Annotated in this window: 15 protein-coding genes; 3 read left to right on the forward strand and 12 right to left on the reverse strand. The window is 69.1% G+C overall.

Annotated features, from left to right (window positions below):
• Positions 1–17 precede the first annotated feature (17 nt).
• From ABZX90_RS15905 to ABZX90_RS15935, 7 genes are all read right to left on the reverse strand, one after another.
• Entirely contained in the window at positions 18–2,204 is a 2,187-nt protein-coding gene (locus ABZX90_RS15905) for a hypothetical protein (protein ID WP_355205225.1), read from the reverse strand.
• 160 nt (positions 2,205–2,364) lie between these two features.
• Entirely contained in the window at positions 2,365–2,790 is a 426-nt protein-coding gene (locus tag ABZX90_RS15910; RefSeq protein ID WP_351128768.1) for a DUF6113 family protein, read from the reverse strand.
• A 46-nt stretch (positions 2,791–2,836) separates the two neighbouring features.
• Positions 2,837–3,721: an N-acetyl-1-D-myo-inositol-2-amino-2-deoxy-alpha-D-glucopyranoside deacetylase gene (gene mshB / locus ABZX90_RS15915; RefSeq protein WP_355205228.1), complete on the reverse strand. Its 885-nt coding sequence runs from the start codon at positions 3,719–3,721 to the stop codon at positions 2,837–2,839.
• Positions 3,722–3,840: 119 nt separating this feature from the next.
• Complete coding sequence (locus tag ABZX90_RS15920) at positions 3,841–4,098, reverse strand: hypothetical protein (protein ID WP_355205231.1); 258 nt, start codon at positions 4,096–4,098, stop codon at positions 3,841–3,843.
• Complete coding sequence (locus ABZX90_RS15925; RefSeq protein WP_355205234.1) at positions 4,095–4,442, reverse strand: hypothetical protein; 348 nt, start codon at positions 4,440–4,442, stop codon at positions 4,095–4,097. The genes ABZX90_RS15920 and ABZX90_RS15925 overlap by 4 nt, the downstream gene beginning before the upstream one ends.
• Positions 4,443–4,632: 190 nt before the next feature.
• Entirely contained in the window at positions 4,633–5,685 is a 1,053-nt protein-coding gene (locus ABZX90_RS15930) for a helix-turn-helix domain-containing protein (protein ID WP_355205237.1), read from the reverse strand.
• A gap of 407 nt (positions 5,686–6,092) precedes the next feature.
• Positions 6,093–6,287 (reverse strand): hypothetical protein, encoded by a 195-nt coding sequence (locus ABZX90_RS15935; RefSeq protein WP_037620693.1) that lies wholly within the window; start codon positions 6,285–6,287, stop codon positions 6,093–6,095.
• Positions 6,288–6,474: 187 nt separating this feature from the next.
• Between ABZX90_RS15935 and ABZX90_RS15940 the strand changes: the two genes are divergently transcribed.
• Complete coding sequence (locus tag ABZX90_RS15940; protein ID WP_355205241.1) at positions 6,475–8,607, forward strand: prolyl oligopeptidase family serine peptidase; 2,133 nt, start codon at positions 6,475–6,477, stop codon at positions 8,605–8,607.
• A 149-nt stretch (positions 8,608–8,756) separates the two neighbouring features.
• Here ABZX90_RS15940 and ABZX90_RS15945 read toward each other — a convergent pair whose 3' ends face one another.
• The 5 genes from ABZX90_RS15945 to ABZX90_RS15965 all read right to left on the reverse strand — a co-directional run bounded on the left by ABZX90_RS15945 (position 8,757) and on the right by ABZX90_RS15965 (position 14,412).
• Positions 8,757–9,818 carry a dipeptide ABC transporter ATP-binding protein gene (locus ABZX90_RS15945; RefSeq protein WP_351128754.1) on the reverse strand — a complete coding sequence of 354 codons (1,062 nt, stop codon included), beginning with the start codon at positions 9,816–9,818 and terminating at the stop codon, positions 8,757–8,759.
• Entirely contained in the window at positions 9,799–10,785 is a 987-nt protein-coding gene (locus tag ABZX90_RS15950; RefSeq protein WP_351128752.1) for an ABC transporter ATP-binding protein, read from the reverse strand. Before ABZX90_RS15950 ends, ABZX90_RS15945 begins: the two co-directional genes overlap by 20 nt.
• Before the next feature lie 5 nt (positions 10,786–10,790).
• Positions 10,791–11,723, reverse strand: a complete 933-nt coding sequence (locus ABZX90_RS15955) for an ABC transporter permease (RefSeq protein WP_351128935.1) — start codon at positions 11,721–11,723, stop codon at positions 10,791–10,793.
• A gap of 79 nt (positions 11,724–11,802) precedes the next feature.
• Positions 11,803–12,726 (reverse strand): ABC transporter permease, encoded by a 924-nt coding sequence (locus ABZX90_RS15960; RefSeq protein WP_351128749.1) that lies wholly within the window; start codon positions 12,724–12,726, stop codon positions 11,803–11,805.
• Between the two features lie 54 nt (positions 12,727–12,780).
• Positions 12,781–14,412, reverse strand: coding sequence for an ABC transporter substrate-binding protein (locus ABZX90_RS15965; protein ID WP_351128746.1), 1,632 nt, complete (start codon positions 14,410–14,412; stop codon positions 12,781–12,783).
• Between the two features lie 501 nt (positions 14,413–14,913).
• Between ABZX90_RS15965 and ABZX90_RS15970 the strand changes: the two genes are divergently transcribed.
• Together ABZX90_RS15970 and ABZX90_RS15975 are read left to right on the forward strand one after the other, a co-directional pair.
• The gene (locus tag ABZX90_RS15970) at positions 14,914–15,942 is read left to right on the forward strand and encodes an ABC transporter permease (protein WP_351128744.1); all 1,029 of its coding nucleotides are present in this window, start codon (positions 14,914–14,916) and stop codon (positions 15,940–15,942) included.
• 77 nt (positions 15,943–16,019) lie between these two features.
• Positions 16,020–17,783 (forward strand): ABC transporter substrate-binding protein, encoded by a 1,764-nt coding sequence (locus ABZX90_RS15975; protein WP_351128741.1) that lies wholly within the window; start codon positions 16,020–16,022, stop codon positions 17,781–17,783.
• The last annotated feature ends 136 nt before the right edge of the window (positions 17,784–17,919 follow it).

A 17,919-nucleotide genomic window follows, 5' to 3' on the forward strand; every position in this document is an offset into this window, starting at 1 on the left:
TGCGCTTGGTGCGACCGCTAGTTGGGGTTGGTGGGGATGGTCACGTCGCGGGCGGCGGCCGTCTTCCCGACGAGGGCCCGGCCGACGGCGGAGGCCACGTCCTCCGGGCTCACGGCCTTCTTGCTGCCGTCGCCCTTGGTGATCGTCACACCGTCGAAGGCATGGCCGTACAGCGCCTGGAGCGCCTTGAGGTCGTAGTGCTCGACGAGCTTGCCCTGGACCGGCCTGACGCTCAGGAACTTCCAGATGGACTTCTGCGGGCTGAAGGCGACCAGGTGGGTGGCGTCCGTGCGGATGGTGATGTTCGCCGACATCGCGGCCGTCGCGAACGTCGACATCTTGCGGTCCACCTCGGCCTTCGTGACCGTCGGCTGGCGGGTCGTGGTGGCGACCTTCACCGGAGTGGTCGCGTTGGTCTCCACCTGGGCGCGGTACGCGTCCTCGACGGCCTGCATCGAGGAGCCGGCGTCGAGGCCCTTGCCCGCCTTGCCGTAGACGGGGACGGCCTTGCCCGCCTGGAACTTGATCGTGCCCTCGCTCGCCGAACCGGAGCCGCTCGCGGCGCGCTCCAGGGCGGCCTGCAGCTTCTCCTCGTCGACCGGCATGACGGGCTCGACCACGCGCTCCTGGCCGAACAGCGAACCGATCACCGAGATCGGGTTGTAGTCGCTACCGGCGGCGGCGCGGACGGTGGCCTGGCTGTCCAGCTGGAGTCCGGCCTGGTCGGGCCTGAGCTGGACCGTGTCGCCGTCGACGGAGAGCGTCAGCGGCTTGTTCGTCCGGGCGCTGAAGGCGTCGTCGAGCTTCTTGACGGCCTCGTCGCGGGTGCCGCCGCCGATGTCGACGCCGAGCACGGTGGTGCCCTTGGGCACGTCCGAGTGGTTCATGAGCAGGCCCGCGCCGTAGGCGCCGCCGGCGAGCACCACGACGAGGACGCCGAGGAGCGCCGGCTTGTTGCGGCCCTTTTTCTTCTTCGCCTGCTTCGACGAGGCGGGCGGCTGCTGGACGGGCTCGGGCAGCTTCGGCGGGGTGTGCGACCGGGGTCCGTCGTTGCGCGTCCCCGCCTCGTACGCGAAGTTCTGGGACGGCGAGACGACGGGGATGCCGCTGGTCAGGGTGTGCCCGGAGACGTTGTCCACGGGGGCGCCGTAGCCGCCGGGTCCCGGGTCGGGCGCCGGCTTCTGCGGGGTGAGGATCGCGGTGTCGTCGCTGAGACCGCCGCTCAGGCCGCCGTGCGAGCCCGTGCCGACGCCCGGATATCCCGCTCGCGGGTTCCGGTTGCCGGGGGCCGAGCCCGGCCCTGCGGCCAGGCTGCCGGGAGCCGCGCCCGCACCGGCCGGAGGCACCATCGGGCCGTCACCGGTGGTGGGACCGCCGGTCGGACCGGCCGGGCCGCGGCCGCCTTCGGAGAAGTACGGGAGGTCGTCGCGGCGCTGTTCGCCGGACCCGCCGGCCGAACCGATGGCCGGGAAGGAGCCGGTGTCGCGCAGCGCCCCGGAGACGTCGAAGGAGCCCGTGCCGCCGCCGTGGCCGGGGGCCACGGGTCCGGCGCCGGTGGCACCGGGGAGCCCGGCACCGTTCGTACCGCCGGGCCGGACGCCGCCGGTGATGCCCAGCGGACCGGCACCGTTGGACGGCGTCGGCCGTCCCGCGCCCGGTGTCCCCGCGGAACCCGCGGCGCCCGTCGCACTCGGGGGAGCCGAACCGCTCGGCAGGCCCGCCCCATTGGTCGAGCCGCCGCCCGGCCCGCCCTTGGGCGCACCGGCCTTGCGTGGCGCGAACCAGTCGCTCGTCTTGTCCTCCGCCCCGGGCTGGTCCCCGGGCGCGGTCACGGGTGCCGGCGCGGACGGGGCCGCGGTGGTGGCCGTCGCGGCGGAGTTGCCCGCGGGCGCGCTCATGCCGCGCGGCGCCTGTGCGCCGGTGTTCGCGCCGTCGCCGCCCTCGGGGGACGCGTCGGTGTCGGCGACGGGTGTACGGACGACCACGGGCGGGATGGGCCGCGATCCGGGGATGTTGATCCGGATCCGTGTCGTCAGAGTGGTCTCGGTCTTGCGCTCCTCCGGCGGCTTGCCGGCGGCCGAACGGCCCGCGTCGGCGCCGCCTTCGGAAGCCATGGGGGTCCCGTACGGCGGCGTCCCCGACGGGTACGCGGCTCCACCGCGCCCGTTGGGCCCGGAGGACGAACTGTCAGTTTCACGACTCAAGGCAGGTTCTCCCGGTTGGCTCCGCCGCCCGTTTACTCGACCTCATCTCGGGCAGCTCGGCGGCGCGCACCACCATACTGGCCATGTCCGGCGCGCAAACCTCGACCGTTGAGGAATCTCGCACGAGACCCGCACCTGCTCGATGCGGCGAAGTGGTACGTCACTTGCCAAGTCGGGCACCGGAGGCACCCGGTTGCCGCCCCAGGCCGAGGGTGGCGCACATCACAGCCACGGCCATGCCTCCGAGCAGGAAGAGGTACGAGACGACTCCCGCGCCGAAGAGGAAGTCCCCTTCCGGACGGCTGGCGGTGAGCAGGACGACGGCGACCATCCAGCCGGCCGCGGGGGCGACGGCCCCGGCCCGGGATTCGGTCGCCCGCGCTCCGCCCAGGAAGAGTCCGGCGGCACCCGCCAGCGCGAGCAGCAGCCCGACCGGGAACCAGCCGGGCTGGACCAGCGCCCCGGCGACCCCGACCACGGCGCCGAGCAGGAAGAGTCCCAGGTAGGCGGCGATCCGCCCGCCCGAGGGCCGTGCCAGTGGCTGCGCGAGCGCACTTCCGCCGCCGCGCTGTCCGTTCGTACTCATCACAGATCCGCCCCTCGCCCCGTCGTCCCGGTCTTCCCCGCGCCTCTCACCGATCGATCCCCTCGAAGAGGTCCGTCTCCCGCGTCACGGGCCGCCGGGCGTTCACCAACTCGTAGTACTCGGTGGTGAACAGCGGCTGCGCCAGCTCGTTCGAGAGGACGAACCAGGGCCCGTCCACGGTGATCTGGGTGGCGTGCGCCCGCATCGCGGCGGCCTTGGCGGCGGCGTACGCGGTTCCGTCGACCTCGGTGGTGATCGTCGCCTCGTCGACCACGCCCGGTACGTCACCGACGGCGGCCGCCCGGTCGAACGGCAGCTCCGGGAGGGCCTCCCGCAGACGCGCGAACGCCTCCTCGGCGACCGGGCGCGGCACCCTGTTCCAGTACGTCTTGGTGATCCGCCACGGACCCCCGAGGTCGGGTCGGTGGGTGGGCTCCGCGGCCAGTTCGGCGGCGCGCATGGCCACACGGTGGGCCTGGATGTGGTCCGGGTGCCCATAACCCCCATCGGGGTCATAGGTGACGAGCACCTGGGGGCGTACCTCGCGGATCACCTCCACGAGGCAGTCGGCGGCGTCGTCGACGTCCGCCGACCAGAAGGCACCCGCGCGGTGGTTCTGCTCGACGCCCATCATCCCGGAGTCGCGGAACCGCCCGGGTCCGCCGAGGAAGCGATGGTCGGTGACGCCCAGTTCCTTCATGGCGGCGCTCAGCTCACCGGTCCGGTACGGGCCGAGTCCGCCGTCGCGGTCGGGGGCGAGATGGGCGAGTTCGGGCGGAATGACCTCCCCCTCCTCGCCGAGGGTGCAGGTCACCAGCGTCACATGGGCGCCCTCGGCCGCGTATCTGGCCATGGTCGCGCCATTGTTGATCGACTCGTCGTCCGGGTGCGCGTGCACGAGGAGCAGACGCCGGTCGGGCAGTTCCGTCATGGAACCCACCCTACGAGGCACCCACTGCCTCCTGGCGCCCGCCGGCCGCCTGCCAGGCTCCACTGTGCCGAGCCACACGCCGCCACCACGCGAACCCGGAAGCCGGATGAGTCGACGATTCAGAAGCCCAGATAGGTGATCTGAACTACGTAGACGCGCTCGCTCCGCACGACGACCTGATACGTGAACATCCCGCCGGGAACGATGATGTCGCCGCCCTTCGGGTCACCGCCTTCATGGGCCCGGCCGTGAACGTGGAAGGCTTCGGCCGCTCTGACCGGTTCATCCGCTTTCGCTTCCACTGTGACGAGGAAGTCGGCCGGAGCGGTACGAGCGGTTTCCTCCGCCCCGAAGGCGTACTCCCACTTCCAGCTCACACGCGGACTGCCTTCATGGCCTCGTCCAGAACGGAAGTCAGTTCCCGCAGTGCCTCCTGAGCGGTGGCCGGGTCCTCGTGCTCCAGATGACTCGTCGCGTGGGAGTAACGGGCGGACAGGTCGGGGCGGCGGGCGATCTCGATGTCCCTGGCCCAGGTCAGGACCCAGCTCTGCACAGGGCTGAGGGACTGCCATTCGACCGCCTTCGCGAAGGCCTCGTCCTTCTTGGCCTGCATCTCCTCCAAACGGCCCGGGGCCACGACGGCGAGAGCCGCACGCAGGGCGTCAGGGGTCTGCTCAGGACGGGGGATCAGCTCGTGCCCGTGATCAGACTGGGTGCTCATCGTGTCCTCCTGGGGATGCCTCCGCCAGCGTAGCGAGCCAGGGCGGCAGCCGAGCCGGCCTCGGGAGGAGGCGGGAAACGCGTCGCCGGAGTTTCTGTCCACAACGGGGGAGCCGACCATGGCGGGGCCCTGAGCCTTTCGTGTCGCGAAGCCGGTGACCTGGAGGCCCGGAAGCTTGAACAAGCCCCTGTCAGGCAGCCGCAGGCGCGCTTGCCCGGCAGTCGCGGCAGCGGCCGGGCTCTGGCGCCCGGAAGGCGCGGTCGCAGCCGTCGCAGGTCTGGAGCGGGTGCCGAACCACGGAGGGCCCGTCGGCCTGCGGCGGGGCGGGCGCTCGGAACGGGGGCGGCGGTGGCAGCTGCTCGGCGAGGCGGTGGGCCAGGAGGGCGGCCGGGCGGCGCAGCCCTTCGGGCGGCAGGTCCGTGATGAGTGCGTGACGTACGGAGGTGGCGCTGACGTCGCGCTCCAGCCAGGCGGCGACCCCCGGGGCCAGGTGGGCGCTGTCGCAGCCGGAGAGGAGCAGCCGGGGGTCGTAACGGCGCAAGTCCACGAGAAGCTCGGCGGCGGCCTGGAGGAGCCCGGGTGCGGGGCAGGCGGGGTGCGGCACCGCGGGGAGGGGCTTACGGGCCGCACGGGGCCTGGAGTGCCCAGGGGCGGAGCGCCCCGGGGCGAGGTGCGCGGACGTGAAGTGCCCCGGGGTGAGGTGCCATGGCCTGGCGTGTGCCGGGGTGGACTGTCCCGGCGTGGAGTGGTCCGAGGTGGGGTGGTCCGGCGTCGGGTGGTCCGGCGTCGGGTGGTCCGGCGTCGGGTGGTCCGGGTGGGCGGGCCGGATGGGGGCGGGAGCGGCCTCGTCGGCGCGGCGGCCGGGCTGGTTGCAGGAGACCGTGCGGGTGACGATGCGGCCGCCGGGGACGCGTTCGCGGGTGCGGCGGAGGTAGCCGTGGGCTTCGAGTTCACGCAGGGCGGCGGCGATCCGGATCGCGCCCTCGGGGAAGCGGGCGGTGAGGGTCTTGATGTCCACGGGGGCGCCGGCCGGGAGGGACTGGATGTGGGCGCCGAGCCCGATCGCGAGTCCGGACAGCTCCGGGTGCTGGGCGAGGTGGTTGCCGATCACCGTGAACCGGGTGGTGTGGCGGGTGTTGTCGTGGACGAGACCGCCGCCGGAACGGTGGTGCCGGTTGCGGGATTTGTCGGCCGCAACACGGGACTGGGCATACGGGGGCGCGCTAGGGTTCTGCGTATCCATCGGGAAGTCTCCTGCTTCCTCGGTGGTCAGGCCCTCGCACTGGGATTGGCGTCCCGGCGAGGGCCGTCGCATGTCTGCTGTTGTGTTGCGCTGAGCGTAAGGCAGGCAACCAGTCCCGAATCCAGCCCAGTTGGCGATGTTTACTCGGGCGAGTGAGTTTGCGCGACGGGCCGGAGGGGTGGGGCTTGGTCGGGTTCTTTCACCTGGGTGTTTCTTGGGAAAGACCGCCCGTCACACCGGAGCACGGGCAAGCGGGGTCCGGTGCGAGATGCGGCTCGACCCGATGGCGTCCCGCGCCGGGGCGGCCCCGACCTCGTCCCGGATGAGCCGGGCCTTCACGAGGGGGCCGAACGGGGCGGGCGGGAACGGGAGTCGGTCGCTGCCCCGGACGTCCGCCGCACCACCCGTCAGAACTTGATGCTGCCGATCATCCCCGCGATGTTCGTGGTCAGGTCGCTGATCGTGGGCGCGATGGTGGAGGAGGCGAGATAAAAGCCGAGCAGCATGCAGACGACCGCGTGCCCGCCTTTCAGTCCTGACTTCTTGATCAGAAGAAAGACGATGATCGCCAGCAGCACCACCGCCGAAATCGAGAGTGCCACGGCGGCTCACCTCCAAAGTTCCCAGGGACTTGGGGTCCGGTACGGGGTCGGACATGGGGGGTCGGTAAATCCATACAGCAGCCAGCAGGTTCCTACCCACGCAGCGCTAGTGATCATAACTATCCGTACGCGCGCATCGATCGGCGCACGGCCGCACAAGGGGGCGCATGGCCAATATGGTCGAGGCATGACGAACGAGCCTCTCTCCTTCCCGCGCCGGTACGCCCGCACGCAGCGGTTCACCTCCGGCGCGCCGCGCGCGTTCACCGTGTCCCCCGACGGTTCCCGCGTGGTGTTCCTGCGGTCCTCCTCCGGTACGGATCGGGCGAATCAACTGTGGGTCCTCGATGTGGCGGAGGGCCGGGAGCGGGTCGCGGCCGACCCCGCCGCGCTGCTCGGCGGCGCCACCGAGCACCTCTCGACGGAGGAACGGGCGCGCCGCGAGCGCAGCCGCGAGGGCGGCGCGGGGATCGTCGGATACGCCACCGACACAGCCGCCGAGTTGGCCTCTTTCGCCTTGTCAGGGCGGCTCTTCACCGCGGAGCTGCGGGCAGGCACGGCACGTGAACTCCCGGTCCCCGGACCGGTGATCGACCCGCGCCCCTCCCCCGACGGCCTGTTCGTGGCGTACGTCGCCGGGGGCGCCCTGAGGGTCGTCGGGGCCGAGGGCGAGGACGACCGGGCGCTCGCCGAGCCGGAGCCCGCGACGGGTCCGGGGGCTGTTTCCTATGGATTGGCCGAGTTCATCGCGGCCGAGGAGATGGGTCGTTCGCGCGGCTTCTGGTGGTCGCCGGAGGGCGACCGGCTGCTCGTCGCACGCGTCGACGACACGCCGGTACAGCGCTGGTGGATCTCCGATCCGGCCCACCCGGAAGTCGACCCGCAGCGGGTCGCCTACCCGGTGGCGGGCAGCGCGAACGCCGAGGTGCGGCTCTTCGTGATCGGGCTCGACGGGGTGCGCACGGAGGTCACCTGGGACCGGGCGCGCTACCCGTATCTGGCACATGCGCACTGGTCAGCGGCGGGTGCGCCGCTGCTTCTGGTGCAGGCGCGGGACCAGCGCAGCCAGCTCTTCCTGGCCGTGGACCCGGACTCCGGGGCGACCCGGATGGTGCACGCCGACGAAGATCCAATTTGGCTGGATCTTTTCCCCGGAGTGCCGTGCTGGAGCCCCGGCGGGCAGCTCGTACGGATCGCCGACGAGGGCGGCGCGCGGGTGCTGGCGTTCGGTGAACGCCCGCTGACCGGTGCCCAGTTGCACGTCCGGGCGGTGCTCGACGTCTCGGCCGACGACGTACTGATCGCGGCCTCGGCGGGCGAGGCCGCGAACGATCCGGAAACCGGCGAAGTCCATGTATACCGCGTGAACGAACTCGGCCTTGAGCGCGTCTCGCAGCAGCCCGGCGTGCACTCGGCGGTGCGCGCCGGGGGCGTGACCGTGCTCGTGTCGGCGGTGCTCGACCAGCCTGGCGCCCAGGTGCAGGTGCTGCGGGAGGGAAAGCACGCGGCGACCATCCCCTCGTACGCCGAACATCCTGGTTTGTCCCCGCGCGTGACGCTCACTCAGGGGGGCGCACAGAAAATCCCATGCGCCGTGCTTATGCCTACTGACTACGACGGTGACAATCCCCTACCGGTCCTCCTGGACCCCTACGGCGGCCCGCACGGCCCCCGGGTGCTGGCCGCGCACAACGCGCACCTGACCTCGCAGTGGTTCGCCGACCAGGGCTTCGCGGTGGTCGTCGCCGACGGCCGCGGCACCCCGGGGCGCTCCCCCGCCTGGGAGAAGGCGCTCCGCGACGACCTCACGCTCTCCCTCGACGACCAGGTGGAGGCACTGCACGGGCTCGCGGAGCGGTTCCCGCTCGACCTGTCCCGGGTCGCGATCCGCGGCTGGTCGTACGGCGGCTGGCTCGCCGGACTCGCCGTGCTGCGCCGCCCCGACGTCTTCCACGCGGGCATCGCGGGCGCCCCGGTCGCGGACTGGCGGCTGTACGACACCCACTACACGGAGCGGTACCTCGGCGATCCCGCCGCGGACCCGGCGACGTACGCGAAGAACTCGCTGGTCACCGACGAGGGGCTCTCCGCGCCCGCCGCCGGGCCGCACCGGCCGCTGATGATCGTGCACGGCCTCGCGGACGACAACGTGGTGGTGGCGCACGCCCTGCGGCTGTCCTCGGCGCTGCTGGCCGCCAGCCGCCCGCACGAGGTGCTGCCGCTGTCGGGGGTCACGCACATGACCCCTCAGGAACAGGTCGCCGAGAACCTCCTGCTCCTCCAGGTCGACTTCCTGAAGCGCTCCCTCGGACTGGGCTGACACAGCAACGAGCCGGGGTGACATGGCGCACCCCGGCTCGTTTACGGCACCCGCACGGCCGTACGGTGTTCACCTTGTCGCGTCCGTATATCGGTACCGCTTCCGCCAAGTTGCCTGCGTGTTAACGAAGTTCGCTCACATTTGTAATGTTATGCCGCCCCGCCCGAGGGCTCTTCCGGCGGTACGACCTGTTTCTCCTCCGCGAAGTGACAGGCCGAGTCATGGGCGGCCGGACCGGCGGCGAGCCGGAACTCGGCCGGCACCGCGAGCAGCGGCACCTCCAGGGTGCAGCGCTCCTGCGCCTTCCAGCAGCGGGTGCGGAACCGGCAGCCGGACGGGATGTGCGCGGGCGAGGGCACGTCCCCGGTGAGGATGATCCGCTCCCGGTGCTCCCGGGCCTCCGGGTCCGGCACGGGCACGGCGGACAGCAGAGCCTGGGTGTAGGGGTGCGTCGGATGGTCGTAGATCTCGATGTCCCTGCCGGTCTCCACGATCCGCCCGAGGTACATCACTCCGACCCGGTCGGAGATGTGCCGCACGATCGACAGGTCGTGCGCGATGAAGACATAGCTGAGATTGAACTCGGCCTGGAGCTTGTCCAGCAGGTTGATCACCTGCGCCTGCACGGAGACGTCGAGCGCGGAGACCGGCTCGTCGGCGACGATGATCTCGGGCCGCAGCGCGAGACCCCGCGCGATGCCGATGCGCTGCCGCTGGCCGCCGGAGAACTGGTGCGGATAGCGGTTGATGTACTCCGGGTTGAGCCCGACCACGTCCAGCAGGTCCTGGACCCTGCGCCGCCGGTCGCCCTTGGGCGCGACCTCGGGATGGATGTCGTACGGCTCCCCGATGATGTCGCCGACGGTCATGCGCGGGTTGAGGGAGGTGTACGGGTCCTGGAAGACCATCTGGATGTTGCGGCGTACGGCCTTCAGCGCCTTGCCGGACAGCCGGGTGATGTCCTCGCCCTTGTACTTGATCGTCCCGTCGGTCGGCTTCTCCAGGTTGACCAGCATCCTGGCGACCGTCGACTTGCCGCAGCCGGACTCGCCGACGATGCCGAGGGTCTCGCCGTGGCCGAGCCGGAAGTCGACGCCGTCGACGGCCTTGACCGCGCCGACCTGCTTCTTGAAGAGGATTCCCTGGGTCAGCGGGTAGTGCTTGACCAGTCCGCTGACCTCCAGCAGCGGCTCACTTGCTGCTTGTGTCATCGAGGCACTCCCTCCAGAAGAAGCAGGCGCTCCCGCGGTCCGCGTCGACCTCCGCGAGCGGCGGCACCTCGGTGCGGCAGATGTCCTGGGCCATCGGGCAGCGCGGGTTGAAGGCGCAGCCCGGCGGGATGTGCATCAGGTTGGGCGGCAGGCCCTTGATGGCGTACAGCTCCAGGCCCTTCTGGTCGAGCCGGGGGATCGAGTCCAGCAGCCCCCTGGTGTAGGGGTGGGCGGGCGCCTTGTAGATGTCGTGGACCGGCGCCGTCTCGACGATCCGGCCCGCGTACATCACCGCGATCCGGTCGGCGACGTCCGCGACCACGCCGAGGTCGTGGGTGATGAGGATGAGCCCCATGTTGAGCTCACGCTGCAGTTCCGCGAGCAGGTCCATGACCTGGGCCTGCACAGTGACGTCGAGCGCGGTGGTCGGTTCGTCGGCGATGATCAGGGCGGGCTCCAGGGCCAGCGCCATGGCGATCATGATGCGCTGGCGCATACCGCCGGAGAACTGGTGCGGATAGTCGCGCACGCGCTCGGCGGCAGCCGGGATGCGCACCCGCTCCATCAGCTCGATCGCCTTGCCGCGGGCTTCCTTCCGTGACATCCCGCGGTGCACGGTGAACATCTCGCCGAGCTGCTCGCCGACGCTGAGCACGGGGTTCAGGGACGACAGCGCGTCCTGGAAGATCATCGCCATCTCGGCGCCCCGTACCTTGCGCCGCTCCTCCTCCTTGAACTTCAGCAGGTCCTGGCCCTTGAAGAGGATCTCGCCTCCGGTGATCTTCCCGGGCGGCATGTCGAGGATGCCCATCACGGCCTGGGCCGTCACCGACTTGCCGGAGCCGGACTCGCCGAGCACGGCGAGCGTCTCGCCCTCGTCGACGCGGTAGTTGACCCCGTTGACGGCCTTGGCGACACCATCCCTGGTTCGGAACTCCACGTGCAGATCGCGCACTTCGAGCAGCACCGCGGTCACCTCAGCTTCGGGTCGAGGGCGTCGCGCACCGCGTCGCCGAGCATGATGAACGCGAGCACGGTGATCGCGAGCGCGCCGGCCGGCCACAGCAGCATGTGCGGGGCCTGGCGGATGTACGCGGACGCCGAGGAGATGTCGATGCCCCAGCTGACCCTCGGGGGCTTCAGACCGACACCCAGGTACGACAGCGTCGCCTCCAGCGAGATGTAGGTACCGAGCGCGATGGTCGCCACGACGATCACCGGTGCGACCGCGTTCGGGGTGATGTGCCGCAGCATCAGCCTCGAGTTGGAGGCGCCGAGAGCACGGGCCGCCTGGACGTAGTCGTTCTCTTTGGTGGTGATGACGGAGCCGCGCGCGATGCGGGAGATCTGCGGCCAGCCGAGGAGCACCATGAACCCGACGACCGGCCAGATCGTGTTGCTGGTCACCACGGAGAGCAGGACCAGACCGCCGAGCACGACGGGGATCGCGAAGAAGATATCGGTGGCCCGGGACAGGAAGGAGTCGCCCAGGCCGCCGTAGAAACCGGCCAGACCGCCGAGGAACGAGCCGAGCAGCGCGACCCCGACCGTGGCGAGCACACCGACGCTGATCGAGATCCGGGTCCCGTACACGGTCCGCGTGTAGACGTCGCAGCCCTGTCCGTCGTAGCCGAAGGGGTGTCCGGGCTGCGAGCCCTGCTGTGCCTTGGAGAGGTCGCACTGGAGCGGACTCTGGGAGGTGATCAGGGAGGGCCAGATCGAGATGACGACCAGGAAGAGGATGACGAGTGCGGAGATGATGAAGACAGGGTTGCGGCGCAGGTCCCGCCAGGCGTCGGACCACAGGGAGCGCGGCTTCTCGCGCGGGCCCGTGCCCTCCGGTCCTCCCGGCGTCTTCTCCAGGGTCTCCGCCTCGCTCGTCCCGAGATCCATCGTGCCGCCCATGCCGGTCGGGGCGATCGCGAGGTCCTCCGGCGGCGGCCCCTCGGGTCCGTGATGTGGCTCTTCCTCGTACGGCGGCTGCTCAGGCATAGCGGATCCTCGGGTCGAGTACGGCGTACAGGAGGTCGACGAGCAGGTTGGCGACCAGGAAGACGAGGACCAGGATGGTCACGAAGCCGACGACGGTCTGGGTGTTCTGGCGCACGATCCCCTGGTAGAGCTGGTAACCGACACCGTGGATGTTGAAGATCCGCTCGGTGACGATCGCGCCGCCCATCAGCGCGCCGATGTCGGTGCCGATGAAGGTGATCACGGGGATCAGCGAGTTGCGCAGCAGGTGCCGGATGGTCACCCGGCGTCGCGGCAGGCCCTTGGCGATGGCGGTACGGACGTAGTCGGAGCGTTTGTTCTCCGCGATGGAGGTCCGGGTCAGCCGGGTCACGTACGCGAGGGACACCGAGGCCAGCACCAGGCCCGGCACGATCAGCTCGCCGAAGGTGGCCTCCGTGGAGACCGACGGTTTGATCCAGCCCCATTGGACCCCGAGTAGCAGCTGGGCCAGCAGACCGGTGACAAAGGTCGGCACGGAGATGACGACGAGGGTGAGCAGCAGGACGCCGGTGTCGACGGGCCGGCCGCGGCGCAGACCGGTGACGACGCCGAGCGTGATGCCGATGACGATCTCGAAGAAGATCGCGACGATCGTCAGCCGGATGGTGACCGGGAAGGCGGAGGCCATCAGCTCGGTGACCGGCTGTCCGTTGAACGCGGTGCCGAAGTCGCCGGTGAAGATGTGGCCGATGTAGGTCAGGTACTGCTGCCACAGGGGTTTGTCGAGGCCGAACTCCGTGCGCAGCTGGGCGGCCGTGGCGGGGTCGCACTGCCGTTCACCGCACAGGCCCGCGATGGGGTCGCCCATCACGTTCACCATCAGGAAGATGAGAATGGTGGCGCCGAAGAAGACCGGGATCATCTGCAGCAGACGCCGGATGACGTACCGTCCCATGAGTGCTCCGGAGGTAGAGGGGCGGGCCCTGGTGACGGGCCCGCCCCGGGCGGCTCAGTTGACGGTGATCTCGTTGTAGACGGGGACGCTGAACTGGTTGAGCGCCACGTTCGAGACCTTGTCCGAGTAGCCGGCGCTGCCGTTCTGGTACCAGAGCGGGATGGCGGCCATGTTGTCCCGCACGACCCCCTCGGCCTGCTGGAAGAGCTGGATGGCCTTGCTGGTGTCGGTCTCGGCGTTCGCCTGGTTGACGAGGTTGTCGAATTCCTTGTTGGTCCACTGGCCGTCGTTGGAGGAGGCGTTCGTGAAGTACAGCGGCTGCAGGAAGTTCTGGATCAGCGGGTAGTCCATCTGCCAGCCGGCCCGGAACGGACCGGGCATCTTGTGCTGCCCGATCTGGTTGCGGAAGTCGGCGAAGGTGCCGATCGGGTTGCCGACGCAGGCCGTGTCGTTGCCGAGCGCGTTGTTGATGGAGTTGCAGACGGCGTCGACCCATTCCTTGTGGGAGCCGGTGTCCGCGTTGTAGGAGATCTTGACCTGGCCGCCGGGCAGGCCGCCGCCCTCCTCGACCAGCTTCTTGGCCTCGGACGGGTTGTAGTCGCAGGAGTCTCCGCACAGGCCTTCCTGGAAGCCGCCCTCCTTGCCGAGCACCGGTGAGGTCCAGTCGCTGGCGGGCGTCCGCGTCTTCTGGAAGATCGTGTCGGTGATCTGCTGGCGGTTGATCGCCATGGACAGGCCCTGGCGGACCTTCAGAGCGCCGCTGGTGTTCCACTTCGGGTCGTAGAACGGGAAGGCGAGGGTCTGGATGATGCCGGCCGGGGTGTTGATGTACCGGCCGTTCAGGTCGCTCTTGGCGTTCTTGAGCTGGGCCGCGGGCACGTCGTCGACGAGGTCGAGGTTCCCGGCCAGAAGGTCGTTGTAGGCGGTGTTGTTGTCCGTGTAGACCTTGAGGGTGACGCCGCCGTTCTGCGCCTTGTCGTCACCGGGGTAGTCGTCCCACTTCACCAGGGACATCTGCGAGCCCTTGGCGTACGAGTCGATGGTGTAGGGGCCGTTGCCGATGGGCTTCTTCACCCAGGCCGCGTGGTCGTTGAAGAACGCCTTGGGCAGCGGCGAGTAGGCCGAGTAGCCGAGGGTGTCGGGGAAGGTCGAGAACTTCTGGTTGAGCTTGACCGTGAAGGTGTTCGTGCCGGTGACCTTGAGGCCGGAGAGCGTGTCGGCGCTCTGGGTGCCCGTGTCGGGGTGCACCTTGTCGTAGCCCTCGATGTACCCGAAGAAGTACGCGTTCTTCTGGTTGTTCTTCAGACTCGCGCCGTAGTTCCAGGCGTCGACGAAGGACTGGGCGGTGACGGCCTCGCCGTTGCTGAACTTCCAGCCGCTCTTGACCGTGATCGTGAAGTTCTGCGAATCAGAGGTGTCGATCTTCTCGGCGAGCATGTCCTCGGCGGCGCCGGTCTTCGCGTCGTACCGCTTCAGTCCGCGGAAGATCATGTCGAGGACCTTGCCGCCCTGCACCTCGTTGGTGTTGGCGGGTTCGAGCGGGTTCTGCGGGTCGCCCCAGGAGGCGCTGACGGTGCCGGAGCCGCTGCCGCCTCCGCTGTCACTCCCTCCGCCCCCGCAGGCGGTCACCACGAGGGCTACCGCCGCCGCACATGCGGCCCATTTGGCGTGCGTGGCTCCACGCATGGAGTGCCTCCTCAAGAGTGCGCTGTGCTGCCTGCGCCGGGGTCAGTGCTTCCGGCTCCGGTGCGGTGTGCCTTTAGGGCCCAATATCGGCCTATACCGGCCGTATCGCACATTCACCCCACCCTTCTGGGTGTCGATCCATCCGGAAGAGGGCACTCCGGACACACCGTCAAAGGATCTTGAGGGGGGAGCGCAACAGATCTCCGTACTTCGATGCGGAACTGTTGATTCCAGTGCACTAGATGTACGCATTCCGAGACTCCGGCGTCCGGATAACGAACTCATTGACCGTTTCGCGCAGTTGGTCCGATTCTGGACACGGAACGGCCACAGTGCGCTACACGCGTAGTTACGCTGAGGTCAAATCGAGGCAAAGAAAGTAAAGAGAAACCCAAGGCGACCGAGATTTTATTGACCTTGCATGAATTGCGTTGAAAAAGTCCGGCGTAGCCCGTAGGGAGCGCCCTGCGGAGCCCTTGACCCCCTCGGGCCTGGAGCACCATGACCCCCCCTACTCCTTCCGCGGCCGCCCCGCTTGAGGTGACCGACGAGACCGGCGAGACGCCGGCTCCGTCCATCAACCCCAAGGGCTCGGAGAGTCGCTCCCCGGGACGACTCGCCTGGAAGCGGTTCAAGCGCGACCGCACCGGCGTCATATCCGCCTACGTCGTGATCTTCTTCTTCGTGATCGCGATCTGCGCACCGCTGATAGCGAAGCTCTACGGGAAGAACCCGTACGAGCAGTACGGCCAGGAGACCGACGGCCTGCTGAACGACTTCGCCTTCCCGATGAAGCCCAACGGCGGCATCGACGGCAACTTCTGGTTCGGCATCGAGCCCCAGCTGGGCCGTGACGTCTTCACGTTCCTGCTGTACGGCATCCGTACCTCGCTGATGATCGCCACCGCCGCCACGCTGCTGACCACGGTGATCGGTGTGGTGATCGGCATCACCGCGGGATACCTCGGCGGCAAGACGGACTACTTCGTCGGCCGGGTCATCGACATCCTGCTGTCGTTCCCCTCCACGCTGTTCTTCATCGCCTTCATGCCGGTCGTGTACGCGCTCTTCGTGCCCTTCAACGAAGATGTCCCGACCTGGCTGCGGGCCACCTGCCTGATCCTCGTCCTCTCCGCCTTCGGCTGGGCCTCCATCGCGCGACTGCTGCGCGGCCAGGTCCTCGGCCTGCGGGAGCGCGAGTTCGTCGAGGCGGCGAAGGTGACCGGCGCGTCCTCGCGCCGCATCGTCTTCAAGGAGCTGCTGCCCAACCTCTGGACGCCGATCCTGATCCAGTCCACCCTCATGCTGCCGGCGTACGTCACGGCCGAGGCGGGCCTCGCCTTCCTCAACGTGGGCATCCAGGACCCGACCCCGGACTGGGGCGTCATGATCCAGCGTGGTGCCGGCTTCTACACGGAAGACATCACCTTCATGATCTTCCCGGGCGTCTCGATGGTCATCTTCGTCCTCGCCTTCAACCTGCTCGGAGACTCGGTCCGCGACGCACTCGACCCGAAGTCCAAGCGCTGACTTCCACCCCCAGCCCCGGTCGTAGTCGTCCGGCTGGTTACCCGTCTCTCATTCACCCACCACTAGGCAGGTAAGCCATGTCCTTTTCCCGCAGAAACTTCCTCATAGCCACTGGTGTGGCCGCCGGAGCCACCACGGTCCTGAGCGCCTGCAGCAGCGGCAACAGCGGCGGGACCGGCAGCAACAAGGCTCCGTCCGTGGACAAGGCCAAGGCCGCCACCATCGCCGTCGGCACGAAGGCGGACTCCACCGGTGCGGCCCCCGAGGTCCCCGGCGCGGTCAAGGGCGGCACGATCTACACGCTGGACCAGATCGACTGGGACCACCTCGACCCGGCGCAGCTCTACTCCTCGTACGAGGGCGCCTGCTCGGTCCTGTTCCTGCGCGGTCTGACCGGCTACAAGATCGACTCCAAGGGCGGCACCACGCTCGTGGGTGACCTCGCCACGGACGCCGGCACCGCGGCCGACGGCGGCAAGACCTGGTCCTTCACGCTGAAGGACAACGTGAAGTGGGAGGACGGCGCCGACGTCACGATCGAGGACGTGCGCCACACCTTCGAGCGCCTCTTCGCCTCCTTCGTCACCCAGGGTCCCCGTTACCCGCAGGGCTGGCTGGTCGGCGGCGACAAGTACAAGGGCCCCTACGGCGGCAAGCACCTCGACTCCATCGAGATCGACGGCAAGACCATCACGTTCAAGCTGAAGGAGGCCCACGCCGACTTCAACTTCATGGTCGCCATGCGCGGCTTCTCCATCGTGCCCAAGAAGCACGACACCAAGGAGAAGTACGACAAGCACCCGCTCTCCTGCGGCCCCTACAAGATCGCCAGCCGCAGCATCGGCAAGTCGGCGACGCTGGTCCGCAACACGCACTGGGTGGCCGAGACGGACCCGCTGCGCAACGCGTACCCGGACAAGTTCGAGTTCCAGTTCGGCTTCCAGTCGCTGGCCTCCACGGACCGCTACATCGCCGACAAGGGCAACGACCAGTTCACGCTGTCGCTGCTCAACGAGGTCGCCCCCGAGCGCATCCAGAAGGTTCTGACGAACCCGACCTTCAAGAAGCGTGTCCTGACCCAGGTCGACACCACCTGCTACTACTTCGCGATCAACACCAAGCGCGTCACCGACGCCAAGGTGCGCCAGGCGCTCAACTTCGCGTGGCCGTCGAAGCAGCTCCAGCAGATCCGCGGTGGTTCGCTCTCCACGGCGACCGCGACCACGATCATCAGCCCCCTCACCCCGGGCCACAAGGACTTCGACCTCTACGAGAAGAAGACGAAGCCCATGGGTGACCCGGAGAAGGCCAAGTCCCTTCTCAAGGAGGCCGGCAAGACCGGCCAGCGCATCGTCGTCGCCATGCAGCAGTCGGACAACGCCGTCAAGCAGGCCGTCGCGATCAAGACCGCGCTGACCAAGGCCGGCTTCACCCCGGTCGTGAAGCAGGTCGACAAGACCTCCTTCTACAGCCAGATCGGCCAGCTCGACAACGAGTACGACATGTTCGCCGCGGGCTGGGGCCCGGACTGGCCGGCCGGTTACGCGGTCATCCAGCCCTGCTTCGACAGCAGCCAGATCGCCGACGGTGGCGTCAACTGGCCGCAGCTGAAGGACGCGAGCGTGGACAAGGCGATCGCCGCCGCCACGGTCGAGCCCGACGCGAAGAAGGCCGCCACGATGTGGGGCGACATCGACGAGCAGATCATGCGCACCGCCGCCGTGGTTCCGGACTACAACCCGATCCGCAACTACTTCCACGGCTCCAAGGTCGGCGGCGTGATCTACGACTCCGGCAACACCTGCATCGCGCTGGGCAAGGTCTACGCCGCGAAGGCCTGATCCAGCATCGGGGCGGCGGCGACCACCGCGGCCCCGACCTGATCCCCATCCGGGGCGGCGGCCACCGCCGCCGCCCCGGCCCCCCTCATACGCTCCCCACACCCCGGCGACGGCGCCCCGTCCGGAAAGTCACGCC

The sequence above is a fragment of the Streptomyces sp. NPDC002935 genome (assembly GCF_040611295.1).
Taxonomy (GTDB): domain Bacteria; phylum Actinomycetota; class Actinomycetes; order Streptomycetales; family Streptomycetaceae; genus Streptomyces.